Raw genomic sequence first — 13,485 nt, forward strand, 5'->3', positions numbered from 1 at the left:
CGCCGATAAGGCTGTCGGCTCCGGGGCGACCTTCAGATAATCCAGATCCCCCGATGGTGGTCGGCCCCTACGTTGGCAACCTCCGACGCGATCCCGATGGCCGTTCGGTGCGGCGGCCGGAGATGCGCTCGCCGAATGCCGAGGAGACAAGCTTGATCCGGCGGCAAGCATCTCTGTCAGTCGGATCGGCCGGTTCAGCCAAGAACTAGCCGATTGTCCCGATCGCCTGGATCTTGCTGCAGGCTTCGATCATCGCAACCAGGAAGGTTGTTATCTCATCTTTAGTCATGACGGCGCGTTAGCCAATTGGTCGCGGCGCAACTGGTAAAATTGTCAGCGATTGGTCTTCGGACCCTCCGAAATGTTTGTCCTCTACCTCAGTTGCCACTGATATCGAGGTCGGCTTCCTCCGCAGCTCGCAGGAACGCAGCCCGCGCTTCGATGCATCAGCCTCGGACCTCATATTGCAGGACACGCTGACGTTCTCACCACCAAGCCTCCGGAGGTCGAGACCGGACACTAGCGGACCGACCCGACAGGCACGTCCCGGGCGCTCTCGATGCTGACCCAGCGGCCCGTGTCCGACGAGGACTGACGCTTGACGAAGACATATGCCGTTTCGTTCCAGGCCTTGACCTTGGAGTCCAGGTTGTCGAGCACGAAGTCACCGTCAGCAGTGCGCACGGTGAGGACGGCATGGCCCTCGCCGTCCGGCTTCCGGACAACGGTGAGCAGGAGGTCGGCCAGGGAGAACCCCTGGTTAGCGAGCTCCCTGCGCTTCAGGAGCGCGAAGTCTTCGCAGTCCCCCTCGCTGGAGGGATAGGCCCAGAGCTCTTCCCGGCCAAACATCTGCCTGTCGGTCTTGGGGACGATCCTTGCGTTGACGGAGGTGTTGACGGCCTCGATAGCAGCCCAGCCGTATTCCGACAGCTCGGGAGAGGGAGACGACGGGAGGCGGACGCTGCATTCCGCAGGATACTGCTGGCAGAAGTCGTAGTGGCCGACCGGCTGGCTGGTGAGTTCGCCAACGATCATGTTGGTCGCCGCCCTTGGTCCACCGATAGCGACACTTGAAGAGAGAACCACCGCCGCGACGGCAATGGCTGCTCCCGTCCAAGAAGAAAGGTTCATTCGTTCGCCCCCTGATTCTTAATCCAAAGTTAAGATTCGGAGGGGCCATCGGTCAATTCATGAACTTTCACCCGTGATCTGTGGTGATCGGGATTGTTCGACTGTGCGGCCAGTGGCGCGTATCGAAGGAGCCTTTCTACAACGTGCGCAGCATCGTCTCCCACCCCGCAATGAGACGTGACGTGCGGTTCCGCCGCCACAGCCCACCCACTAAGACCAAGCCTGGGACCGGAGATATCCCCGCCTAATGCAGGATCCTGCGTCGACACCGACCGGCAGTATCGATTCAATCTAAGTCGTTGCAGTAGCCCATGGTGCCTCGCGGGTTATGACATTGCTGATCACGAAGCGGCTTCGCGGCAGCGCAGGCATCCGCGACCATTCGATCTGCAGGTCCTGTTCGGGAACGTCATACGCCATCTGTTGCGTCAGCATTTCCGTTGCCTGCTTCATGAGCGCAATTGTGATCCACTCACCCGGACAGCGATGGTTGACGTAGTGGTCTCCGCCGCCCTGCGGAATGAAGTTGAACTGGCCACCATCCCATCGACAAAATCGCTCGGGCTCGAACTCCTCCGGCTTCTCCCACGTTCGTCGATCCTGATTGCTCCCATATAAATCCAAGATCACACGGCGGCCCTCAAGAATTTTGTAGCCGTTCAATTCGAACGTCCGTCGCGCACGGGCGGCGACCGCAGGGAAGAACGGATAGTATCGGCGCACTTCCTGAACGAAGAGGTTGGCGTAATCGTCGTCACCGGAGCGGAGTTTGTCCCGGATATCCGGATGCATATGCAACGCGTGCGCCACGAAGATCATGTAGACCGATACTGCGGCGATCGGCCGGATAAGGTTGAGCAGCTCGACGGCGGCAACCTGGGGCGCCAGCAGCGCGCCATCAGGATTCCGGTACCAGGCAACGGCGTGGGCAGCGGTATGTTCCGGCAAGTGGAGCCGCCCGGAACGGAATTCTTCCACAATGTTCGCAAGCCAGCGATCGGCACGTTTTCGCGACCACCGCGACCACAGATGGCGAACCCCCACCGACCCGGCGTGGTCGAAGAGTGCCACGATATTCCGCGATCGTGCATCGACTTCTGGGTCGGCCAGAGGGATGCCGACCCAGGCACAACTTGCGCGAGTCAGAAGCCGTTGGAATTCCGGATAGAGCACAACGTTGGGTGTCGATGTCCACGCCCGCATGCGCGCCTGCCATTCCGCTGCCGTCAGGCGAGTGAGTTCCCCGATTTGCGCGGGGCTCATCAGCGACATGAACATCTGCTTGCGGTGTCGATGTGATCCACCATCGAGACCCTGTACGCCGCCCTCGCCGAGCAACGTCTTCTGGATCGCCTTAGGCATGGCACCTTTACGCACAAAGAGGTCCGGATTGTAGAATAGCCGGGCCGCTTCCGGACCTGTCATGCAGATCGTCCTCTCCAGCAGGAGCCGTGTCTCGAACAGGTCGGAGCGGTGGCGCCGACATCTGTCGGAAATGAAGCGATAGGGATCGCCGATGAGGGCCAGCGTCGAGTCCAGGTTTTTCTCAAATGGGATTTGGGCCATCGCTACCTCGCTCTACCGTCTCACATACCGTTGGCTGTCTTAGCCGATCGGAGCCCCAGGCAGCGCGCGCTTGTGAGCGGTGGACCGGTACGCCGTCAGGATCCGTTGCAGCGCGTTCTCGCCGATCGCCCTGCCCTCCAGGAAGTCATCGATTTCGTCGTAGGTGACGCCATAGACCTGCTCGTCCGGCTTGAGCGGCGCGTCGGATTCAAGATCCGCCGTCGGCACCTTGAAGATGAGATCCTCCGGACCGCCGAGATGCTGCGCGACCGCCCTCACCTGCCGCTTGTTGAGACCTGAAAGCGGCAGGATGTCGGCCGCGCCGTCGCCGAACTTCGTGAAGAACCCCATCAGCGCCTCCGCCGCATGGTCAGTGCCGATGACGAGGCCCCGTGCACCGCCTGCCAGTGCGTATTGGGCGATCATTCGCTGGCGGGCCTTGATGTTCCCGAGATGGAAGTGAAGGCGCTCGCCTGAAACGAGATCGTCGGCATCGCGCCGGATCTCGGCCATCATGGCGTCGGCGGCAGGCTTGATGTCGATGGTGACCGTCCGATCCGGGCGGATGACATCAAGCGACTTCCGTGCGTCATCCTCGTCGGCCTGCTCGCCGTATGGAAGCCGTACCGCGATAAACTCGGCACTGTAGCCGCCGTCTCGCAGCCGTTGCACCGCCCGCTGCGCGAGCATTCCTGCCGTGAGCGAATCCACGCCACCACTGATGCCGAGGACGAGCGTCCGCATCGACGATGTCTGGACATGGTCTGCAAGGAAAGCCGAGCGACGATTGGCTTCGGCCGCCGCATCGAAGTCTCCAGCGACTCCGAGTTCCTTGATGATCCGGGCGTGTTCGTCGAGCATGTCTGTCCTCCGATGGAAATCAAGTAAGCCGACAACGCATACCTGGCGCTCCCGTTGCAGACTTCCAAGTGGAGGCATCTGTCATCGCTCATTTCGGCGGAGCAGCACGCAACGGATAAATGACGCCGAAGAAGAAGCATCTGAACGAAGAGGGGGTTTCGGTTAGATCGCGCCTTTGATGGAACCGTCAACGGCATATTAGTAATTCGTTGACCATAATTCCGTCTCCAGGAAGCGGCGACGATGGCGTTCCCGCTACGATCGTGCTGCGTGGACGGGTTTTTTCGTGTCTGAGGTTTCGGTGAAAGTGTTTTCGAAGGAGGCTGTGCGACGTGCTGCTGTCTTTCTGCTGTCGCATGTCGTCCGACCTTGCGTGAAGGCCGCCCGCGCAGGGCTGATTGCAGCGCTTGTGGTGCTTGCATCTGCGACATTTGCTGCCGCCGAGGGGGACCGATCCCTCAAGCTCTTCTTCACGCACACCGGCGAAAGGGCGACGATCACCTTCAAACGCGACGGCAGGTTCGACCCCAAGGGTCTGGCGCGGATCAACCGCTTGCTCCGCGACTGGCGGAAGAACGAGCCTGCCCGGATGGATCCCCGCCTGCTCGATCTCGTCTGGGAGGTCTACGACCGCGCGGGGGCGAAGGACTACATCCACATCGTCTCCGCCTACCGGTCGCCTGCCACCAACAGCATGCTGCGCGGACGCTCGCGCAACACCGGAGTGGCGAAGAACAGCCAGCACATGCTGGGCAAGGCGATGGACTTCTACATCCCCGGCGTAAACCTGGCGACGCTCCGGGCGATCGCCATGCAGGCGCAGGTCGGCGGCGTGGGCTACTACCCGACGTCCGGATCCCCGTTCGTGCACCTCGACGTCGGCAACGTCCGCGCATGGCCGCGCATGTCCCGCCAGGAACTCGCGCGCATCTTTCCTGACGGGAAGACGATGCATCTGCCCGCCAACGGCAGCCCCCTTCCCGGCTACGATCAGGCTGTCGCGGACTACAGGCGGCGTGTGGGAGCCAAGTCCATCGAGATCGCCAGCACTGCCGGGGAGGACGATGAAGATGTCGCTCCGGCACCAGCCCGCAGCAGTCTGCTGGCGGCCATGCTTCCGACCCCGCGGAGCCGTGCCGAGGAGGCGCTTGACCTGCAGACGAAATCTCAGAGGGATGCCTCCGCGGCGAAGGGATCCAATTTCGCGGATCTCGCTTCCCTGGCGGTGCCGATCCCATCTGTTCGTCCGGCGGAGGTGATGGCTTCGCCCGCGGTCGAGACCGCGGCACCCGGCCCCCTTTCAGCCCTTTCGACTGGCCGCGTGCGACCGCAGGGTGCGATCCTGGAACTGCGGGAACCCTCAGCTTCTATCGCCCTGCTTGGAATCACCCACTCGGATACCGATCCGCGAGACGAGAGTGACGCGGAAGACGCCCTCGTGAGTTGGGCGCTGTCAGCGCCCGGAACCTTCACTGGAATGACCGCGCCAGTTTTCGTGTCCCGTATCATCACCTTGGGCGCGGCAGCCGCAGGTTCGGAAGGCGGAGAGATCGGGCCGACAGCGGTAGCGGAAGAGTTCGACAGAGGGCGTTTCTGGTCAGACGGCTCGCCCCCTGCGTATATTCGCTAACCTAATATCAATTGGATTGTTCTGCCTTCCGGCTCTTGCGTCCGCTGCCTGCGCTCGGTTCATGATCGCGTTGGCGTCGATACGAATAGAAAGCTGCAGAAATGACGAAGGCGCTCGACCTGTTGCCAGGGAGCGCCTTCGTAACCTGGACGACTGCGAACGCGCGGCCGAGAGCGGCGCTGCAGGCAATCATCTATGGCGGGTAATGAGCCCTAGATGGGCACTGACTGGCATGGTTCCAAGGGCAATGATCTCTTCGCAAGAAAGGAGACAGAAGCGATCGCGCATTTGTCGGCCTGCCGACGATGCTCGTCATGCACGGCACGGTGCTGCGGCGGGCGCTCTTGAGTTTCCTCGTCGGTCCGGATCGGCTGCCTTGGGCTCGGCCGTGCTTCCATTCGAGAAGATGTCGACCCCTCGTGCGTCACCGATGGCCGCAAAGATCGGAGCTGCTGATCCGAGCTACGGCATTGTCCATGCTCCGTTCGGCCTTATCGTACGATTTCGAACTGCTCTTGTCTGACCCCCGTTGTCATCCCGATTGGCAAGCCCCCTCGGGCGAAGCCCTCCCGGTCTGTCCCGGGGGATGGCCTCTGATAGTTCCCAGGGACCGGCCTGGGCGGCGATGTCATTGGGCGAACAGATGGAAGCGGCCCGGAACGGGCTTCACAGACGAGTGTGAAGCGCTCGCTGGGCAAGCGATCGTCACCGGGATCGGCAGAGACGGCCACGGCCGGCTCCGTGCCTTCGGCATAGAGCGCGCACCGTTCAACGAGCGGACGGCCCGAACGATCGTTGCGACGGACATTCGTGGTGAAAAGGCCGCTTCCTGCGCGGCCGAAAGATCTGGCATTGCCGATCCCGGTGCGGAATAAGAAGCTAAATTTAGAATCCAGATGGCCCTATGTCGGCGTCGCCCACGGGTTCACGAGTGCCACTCCCATGCCCTCGAAGTCCTTGATGTTGCGGGTCACCAGTGTCATATGTCGGGTGAAGGCTGTCGCTGCAATATAAGCGTCATTGATCGGTTTGGGATGGGGCACATGCCATTGGGCGGCCTTGCGATGGACTTCATAGGCTCGACTCTGGTGTTATACTGTTTTTCAAAAACAGTATAACCATCGAGAGGATGCCGCAAGATGGGATCCTAGCTCTATCGCCGAAGCCCGATTTGAACCAAAGACCAGCTCTTAAATTGAATATCAATGAAAATTCCTGCTCTTCACCTTCAGCGTATCGATATGAAGGTCAGGCACGAACATGTCGCGCGCGGCTATAACCGGCTTCGGCTTGTCCCGTGGATCAGGCCCTCCGCCTCTGGCGAACTCATCGCCGCGTCCTGGCGGCAGCTTGAACTCTTCATCGCGATCGGCAAGGCCGGTCAGATCGCCCGACAGGTCGAACAGCTGCTGCGCGACGAGATGCACCACCTCCCCTTCCCGCTGGATCCGGCCATTGATCGCCATCATCGATGAACCAAGAACGACCCGCCGGCGTTTTTCAAACAGCGTCGGCCAGACGACGAGGTTAGCCGGCCCGGTCTCGTCCTCGATGGTGATGAACATGACGCCCTTGGCCGATCCCGGCTTTTGCCGCACCAGCACAAGTCCGGCGGTATAGACCCACCGCCCGTCCCTCGAATTCATCGCCTCGGCACAGGTAATAATGTTGCGCACTGCTAAATCCTTGCGCAGGAAGGCGATCGGATGCTGCCGCAATGTCAGCCCGGTATGGCTGTAGTCTTCGATGACGTTATGCCCGTCCGTCATCTGCCGAAGTGCCACCTCCGGCTCCTGTTGCTCGGCAATTGCAGCCATCTCCCGTTCGGCAGCCGCCGCAAACAACGGCAGGGGTTCATCGCGCAGCGCCTTGATCGCCCAGACCGCGTCGCGGCGTTCAAGCTTCAGCGACGGCAGAAAGGCATCGGCCTTGGCAAGCTGGACGAGCGCTTCCGATGGCACGCCGGATCGGCGCCACATATCATCAACCGAGGCAAAGGTATTGTCCATGCGTGCCGCGACGATGCGCGCCGCGTCAGCCACCGCCAGTCCTTTCACCTGCCGGAAACCGAGCCGTACGGCATGGCGCCCAGCATTGCCGATCCGCTCCAGCGTGCAGTCCCACCGGGACCGGTTGATGCAGACCGGCCGCACCTCGACGCCGTGGGCTCTCGCGTCGCCGACAATCTGCGCCGGCGCGTAAAAACCCATGGGCTGCGAATTGATGAGCGCCGCGCAGAAGGCTTCCGGATAATGGCGTTTGATATAGCTCGACGCATAGGCGATTAGCGCGAAGGATGCCGCATGGCTCTCCGGAAAACCATAGGAGCCAAAGCCTTCGAGCTGGGAGAAGGTCTTTTCGGCGAACTCGGGCGTGTAGCCGTTCCTCACCATGCCGGACACGAGCTTGTCCTTGAACCGCGAGACGCCGCCGGTGAACTTGAAGGTCGCCATCGACTTGCGCAGCTGGTCGGCCTCGCCGCCGGTAAAGCCGGCGCAGACCATCGCGACCCTCATCGCCGACTCTTGAAACATCGGCACGCCGAGCGTCTTGCCGAGGACCGCCTCAAGCTCGGGCGTCGGATATTCGACTGCCTCTTTGCCTTCGCGCCGGCGCAGATAGGGATGCACCATGTCCCCTTGGATCGGACCGGGCCGGACAATGGCGACCTGCACCACGAGGTCGTAGAAGGTTCGGGGTTTCAGACGCGGCAGCATCGCCATCTGCGCGCGGCTTTCGATCTGGAACGTGCCGAGCGTATCGGCCTTGCGGATCATCGCATAGGTCGCAGGATCCTCCTGCTCGATCTTCGAGAGGTCGAGATCGCGATCTTTGTGCTCGCGGATCAGATCGAAGGCCTTGGCCATGCAGGTGAGCATCCCAAGCGCCAGGATGTCCACCTTCATGAATTCGAGGGCTTCGACGTCGTCCTTGTCCCATTCGATGATCTGGCGATCCTTCATCGTCGCCGGTTCGATCGGCACGAGATCGTCGAGCCGATCATGGGTGAGGACGAATCCGCCCGGATGCTGGCCGAGATGCCGCGGGGCACCCATCAGCTGCTGTGCGAGCTTCAAGGTGAGGACAAGGCGCCGGTCGTCTGGATTGAGATTGAGCTCACGGACATTGCGATCGCAAACCTCCTCCGACCAGGCCCACATGCCCGACGACAGCGCCTTGATCACATCCTCCGGCAGGCCGAGCGCCTTGCCGACATCGCGGATCGCGCCGCGGGCGCGATAGCGGGTCACGGTCGCGCAGAGCGCTGCCTTTTCTCTGGAATAGGTGCGATAGATCCACTGGATCACCTCTTCGCGCCGCTCGTGCTCGAAATCCACATCGATATCCGGCGGCTCGTCGCGCTCCTGGCTGACGAACCGCTCGAACAGAAGATCGTTGGTCGAGGGATCGATACTGGTAATGCCGAGAATGTAGCAGACGGCGCTGTTGGCGGCAGAACCCCTCCCCTGGCAAAGGATACCTTGAGACCGGGCATAGCGCACGATCGAGAAGACGGTCAGAAAATAGGGCGCGTATTTCATGGTGCGGATGAGATCGAGCTCGTGGCGCACGACCTTCAACACATCGGGCGGCAGACCTTCGGGATAGCGATCGGGCACGCATTGCCAGACATAATGCTCCAGCGATCCTTGAGCATCCTTGCCCGGCACGATCGCCTCCTCCGGATATTGGTAGGTAAGTTCCTCGAGCGAGAAAGTGCAGCGACGGACAACCTCCATGGTTCGTGCCAGGGCTTGCCGGTATCGCGGAAACAAACGCTCCATTTCTTCCGGCGGCTTCAGATAGCGGTCGGCATGGCGCTCGCGCTCGAAGCCGACTTCGTCGATCGTCGTGCGGGTGCGGATGCAGGTGACGATGTCCTGCAACTGCCGGCGGCCTGGCTCATGGAAGAGGACATCATTGGTGACGACCGTCCGCACCTTGGACCGCGCCGCAAGATTGGAAATCTCATGCAAGCGCAGCTGGTCGTTCTGCCGGCGCCGCAGACAAAGCGACACATAGGCCCGATCACCAAACAGCTCGGCCATCTTGCGCAGCTGGATCCCGCAGGTGTCATCCGGCAGGTCCGGCACAAGAATGCCGATCATGCCGCCATTGTATGCGACGACGTCGTCCCAGTGCAGGATACAGTTGTTCTTTCCGCCGCGCGACTTGCCAAGCGTGATGAGGCGGGTCAGCCGGGAATAGGCAGCCCGGTCGGTCGGATAGACCAGCACCGACATGCCGTCGGCCAGATCGAGCCGGCAACCGACAACGAGGCGTAATCCCGTGGCGCGCGATGCTTCAAGCGCCCGGACGATTCCGGCAAGCGAATTGCGGTCGACAACGCCAAGGGCTTCGATGCCAAGAGCCTTGGCGGTTTCGAACAGTTCCTGCCCCGAGCTTGCACCGCGCAAGAAGGAAAAATGGGTCGTGACCTGCAGCTCGGCATAGCTCATGCGAAGATCCCATGGCAGAACCAGCGATGGCTTCCGGTGTCAGGATCGATGCCATCACCGGAGCGAAACACCCAAAGACGCTCGCCGGCCTCGTCTTCGATGACGAAGTAGTCCCGCACGGCCTCCATCTCCGCGTCGCGCCGCCACCACTCGCCAAAGATCCGTTCCGGACCGTCGGCGCGCTTGACCTTCCGCCGCTTGCCGCGCCACGTGATCGAGACCGGCGGCCGGTCCGGCAGCAAGGCAATGGCCTCGATCAGCTCCGGGCGGGCCAGCAGCCGAACCGGCCGGCGCCAATGACTGACCCAGGTGACCTCGACCGGATCGGCAGCAGGACTGATGCGCTGGACGGAGCGCTCTGGCACGTCGGATGCAACGGGTGCCACCCGATACACACGCTGGCCACGGTTGCCGTAGATATCGATCAGCGGCGTCACGTCCTTCACTTCCTCCTCGACCAGCGAGGAGGATTTCTGGCGCTCCTCCAGCGGCTCGACTATCACCGCAACCAAGGTGAGCTTCTCGATCCCGAAACCGGGCTCGATCTTTTCCGTCCGGTCGCGAAATAGCTTCGTCAGCCAGACGACATCGCGCACCGGCTTCACCGTGCCGGCGCGGATTGCCTGCCGTGTTCCGTCAACCTTCTCGACGATCAGGTCGGCGCGCCGAACACCAAGGCCGCGCCTTTGCAGCTCCTCGATCAGTTGCACGACCAGCCGGCCGACATATTTGTCGATGGTTTCGGAAGCACCGATCGGTTCGGCGAAGGCGCGGCTCACTTCGACGAGCTCGGCGGTGCGGATCGGATCGATCGGTTCAGGGACCGGGCCGAACATCTGGTCGAGCCGCCGGCCAATCTCCGGACCAAAACGAAGCGTCAGCGGCGCGCGCGGCGTATTGGCCAATTCGCCGATCGTCTGGAAGCCAAGCGTGCGCAGATCGCCGACGACTTTCCCGGGAAGGCGCAGCAACGATATCGGCAGCTTTTCGACGGCGCGGACGGTCTGACCTGAAGGCACGATGACCGTTTCGCGGCTGATGGCACGCGCACAGGCGTGGGCCGCACCCCAGGTGTCGGCGATCGCGACTCGGGGTGTGAGTTTTTTTGCCAGGAACTGATTGGCGATCTTCGTCACCATGGCGAGCTCGCCGCCTTGCAGGTGATCGGCACCCTCGGTGTCCATGACGATCCCGTCGATCCCATCGACGGCGACGATCGGCGAATAGAGCGTTAGCGCCCAGAGGGTAATGCGTTCGAGTGCTGCGGCATCCTTTGTAGGATCCGCATCGACCAGCATCAGGCCGCGGAACAACGCCTGTGCCTTGGCCGCCGGCATGCCGACATGAACGCCGGCTTTCCTGGCGGCCGCGTCGGCGGCCGATACCCAGCGCTTCGAGCCGCTCCTGGCGATCACGGCGATCGCCTGTTCAGGCGGAATAGACGGATCGGCGCGACGAATGCGATCCGTCGGCAGATCCGGAAGATAGATCGAGACAACCCTTGTCATCGCACGCCCTCACGAGAAACTCAGCACATTCACCCGCTTTCACGCGCATCAATTCCAGCAACCATTGAGCCCTCCCCACACCCGGCACCGGCAATTCCTCCGACGGCATGACGCTCACCCGCCACCTCGTGGTCGACGCCGTCGGCTGCCCGAAGTCATTGGCCTCCGTCTGCCGTCGCCAGCGTCGCACGGCGAGCGCCATCGTGCCCGTTTGCTCGGCCGCCAGCTGCAGCCGGCGCGAACTGACCATCGGCAGGCGAACGAGTTCACCGACGACGGCGCCGAGCCCGCCGAAGGACAGCCCCTCCTCCATGTTTGCCAAAACGTCTTCTTCTTTGTCGGACTCGACGAAGATCACCCGGTCGGGTTGGAGACCGACCTGGGCGAGCGCAGGAAAAAACAGGTCCGGCCGCGTCAGGCACCAGACGATCGGACCTTTGGTGCGGGCCGCGATGCCCGCCGCACAGAGGGCCGCCGCCGCACCATCCACCGTGCCCGACCCGCCGCCTGCAAATTCGTGCAGGGCGCCATAGGCCAGGCCACCTCCCGGCAGGACCGCATCGATTTCCGGCACCCCAAAGGACAGACAGCCGGCCTTTCTGGCTGACACGCCCTCCAGCGAGGCAATGCGCTCGCGCAGATCGGAAATCACCCTTTCGCGGGCAGCAGTCATCGTTCACGGCTCCCTTCAAGGTCGTGTTGGCGGCCGACATCATGTCGAGCAAATGTGGATGTTCTCTTTCTGTTCCGGTCGAATAAAAGAGTCAAGCAACCGGAGGAATGGGAATATTATCCTGGACATTAGGAATCGGAAGAATACTCAGAAGAATCAGCCCAATAGCGGCTGGCAGACTTTTTTGGAGCGCTGCGTGCGCTCGCTACTCCTTGGTGTGAATTGCGGGGACAAGTCGGGATCGTCGTAGTGTCTGCGAATTTCTTCTCGATCCCCGCGCATGAGGGCACCCCACCGACAAAACGTCGCGGATCAAGCGGCCGGACGGTCATGGCCGCCCGCCCGACGTGTTGCTGTCCTCACTGGCGCAACGCAGGTGATAAGGCGCCGCAGTTGCGGCTCGCGCTTTAGACCGCCAATCTTGACTGGAACGAAGCGTTCGAAAGAGGCTTGACGCGGAATGTACCTGCCGGGAGTGGCCGCAGGATTTCATCTTCCGCTACGACCCCATCGAGCCAGTCCATCCGCCGATCGCGCGTCAGCACCGCCATCTGCCGGTCATGGTAGGGTGCGATGTCGACATTCGCCTCGATCGTCAGGACGGCATAGGCCTCCGGCCAGCCATGGGACGCCTGCCGCCAGATACCCGCGAAATAGAACCAGTCACCGTTCTTGAGCGAGAAACAGAAGTTCCTCGCCCCACTGCGATGGCGAAACTCGGATGCCGGCACCAGACAGCGGTGGTGGGTTGGAAACGTCCTTCCTTCAGAGCGGACGACATTGGCCGCGCGTGGGCCGCCATCGAGCCGACGCAACCCCCAGGGCAGCTCCACCATCTCCACATCGCCGTCATGCCGTCTTATGATGACGCGGCGCTCGTCGAGCGGGGCGTCGGACTGGAAAACCTTCGCGTTCATCATATGTAGAACATAGCAAGAACCAGGCTTCACAACAAGAACTGCGAGGAAAGCATGTGCAATGATTATCGGCTGATGGTGGACGTGGCGTCGATTGTGGAGGACTTCACCCATCTCAAGATCAAGATCCGCTTTGGTGAAGGTGCACCGAACGTTGAGGCACGCGAAGACATCAAGATCACAGATATGGCGCCGATCATCCGCACAATCGAGGGAACGCGCGACGAGGCCGGCCTCGTCCAGCGCCGATGGAGTTGGCCTGGCCAGAACAAGCGGCCGGTCTATAATTTCCGCTCCGATGGACGCGAGTTCGATTCTAACCGATGCCTGATCGTCGCCGATGGTTTCTACGAGTTCACCGAACCAACCGAAAAAGGCAAAAAGCGCAAGGACAAGTGGCTGTTCACCAAGAAGGACGAACCAATTTTCTGCATCGCCGGCATCTGGCGCGAGACGGATGACGTCGGGCAAGCCTTCACCATGCTGACGATCGAGCCTGGCCCGGATATCGCGCCTTATCACGACCGGCAGATCGTCATCCTCGAACGGGACGCCTGGGGCGACTGGCTCGATCCATCTGTCTCGGCGAAGTCTCTGATCAGGCCGCTTCCCGCCGGCACACTCCACGTCGAGCAGGTCGGCTGACGCGCTTTCTGTTTCCATCACCGCATCTCAACGGGCTGAGTTGGAACAAAATGCGGGCTGGATGCTTCTCAGTTCCGAGGTTGCGTGCCGTGTC

9 protein-coding genes and 1 pseudogene are annotated in these 13,485 nt (G+C 61.7%); 2 read left to right on the plus strand and 8 right to left on the minus strand.

Features of this window, described 5'->3' with window-relative positions; all coding sequences use genetic code 11:
* Positions 1–519 precede the first annotated feature (519 nt).
* The 3 genes from C5J22_RS18830 to nadE all read right to left on the minus strand — a co-directional run bounded on the left by C5J22_RS18830 (position 520) and on the right by nadE (position 3,558).
* Positions 520–1,131, minus strand: a complete 612-nt coding sequence (locus tag C5J22_RS18830) for a transglutaminase-like cysteine peptidase (RefSeq protein ID WP_105439434.1) — start codon at positions 1,129–1,131, stop codon at positions 520–522.
* Positions 1,132–1,422: 291 nt separating this feature from the next.
* Positions 1,423–2,697 (minus strand): cytochrome P450, encoded by a 1,275-nt coding sequence (locus tag C5J22_RS18835; RefSeq protein WP_105439435.1) that lies wholly within the window; start codon positions 2,695–2,697, stop codon positions 1,423–1,425.
* 39 nt (positions 2,698–2,736) lie between these two features.
* Positions 2,737–3,558: an ammonia-dependent NAD(+) synthetase gene (gene nadE, locus C5J22_RS18840; RefSeq protein ID WP_105439436.1), complete on the minus strand. Its 822-nt coding sequence runs from the start codon at positions 3,556–3,558 to the stop codon at positions 2,737–2,739.
* Positions 3,559–3,883: 325 nt separating this feature from the next.
* Between nadE and C5J22_RS18845 the strand changes: the two genes are divergently transcribed.
* On the plus strand, positions 3,884–5,188 hold the full coding sequence (locus C5J22_RS18845; protein WP_371412637.1) for a DUF882 domain-containing protein: 1,305 nt from the start codon (positions 3,884–3,886) through the stop codon (positions 5,186–5,188).
* 902 nt (positions 5,189–6,090) lie between these two features.
* Here the strand turns inward: C5J22_RS18845 and C5J22_RS31725 are convergent.
* From C5J22_RS31725 to C5J22_RS18870, 5 genes and pseudogenes are all read right to left on the minus strand, one after another.
* Positions 6,091–6,249: pseudogene (locus tag C5J22_RS31725) on the minus strand (type II toxin-antitoxin system VapC family toxin); the annotation flags it as partial.
* 141 nt (positions 6,250–6,390) lie between these two features.
* Positions 6,391–9,648, minus strand: a complete 3,258-nt coding sequence (locus tag C5J22_RS18850; RefSeq protein ID WP_105439438.1) for an error-prone DNA polymerase — start codon at positions 9,646–9,648, stop codon at positions 6,391–6,393.
* Complete coding sequence (locus C5J22_RS18855; RefSeq protein ID WP_172746697.1) at positions 9,645–11,156, minus strand: DNA polymerase Y family protein; 1,512 nt, start codon at positions 11,154–11,156, stop codon at positions 9,645–9,647. The genes C5J22_RS18850 and C5J22_RS18855 overlap by 4 nt, the downstream gene beginning before the upstream one ends.
* Complete coding sequence (locus tag C5J22_RS18860; RefSeq protein WP_105439439.1) at positions 11,077–11,829, minus strand: ImuA family protein; 753 nt, start codon at positions 11,827–11,829, stop codon at positions 11,077–11,079. The genes C5J22_RS18855 and C5J22_RS18860 overlap by 80 nt, the downstream gene beginning before the upstream one ends.
* A 407-nt stretch (positions 11,830–12,236) precedes the next feature.
* A complete protein-coding gene (locus tag C5J22_RS18870) occupies positions 12,237–12,749 on the minus strand; it encodes an SOS response-associated peptidase family protein (RefSeq protein WP_172746698.1) in 513 nt (170 codons plus the stop codon).
* A 51-nt stretch (positions 12,750–12,800) separates the two neighbouring features.
* Between C5J22_RS18870 and C5J22_RS18875 the strand changes: the two genes are divergently transcribed.
* Positions 12,801–13,391: an SOS response-associated peptidase gene (locus tag C5J22_RS18875; protein ID WP_105439440.1), complete on the plus strand. Its 591-nt coding sequence runs from the start codon at positions 12,801–12,803 to the stop codon at positions 13,389–13,391.
* Positions 13,392–13,485 lie beyond the last annotated feature (94 nt).

Source organism: Neorhizobium sp. T25_13 (genome assembly GCF_002968675.1).
In the GTDB taxonomy this organism is placed as follows: Bacteria; Pseudomonadota; Alphaproteobacteria; order Rhizobiales; family Rhizobiaceae; genus Neorhizobium; species Neorhizobium tomejilense.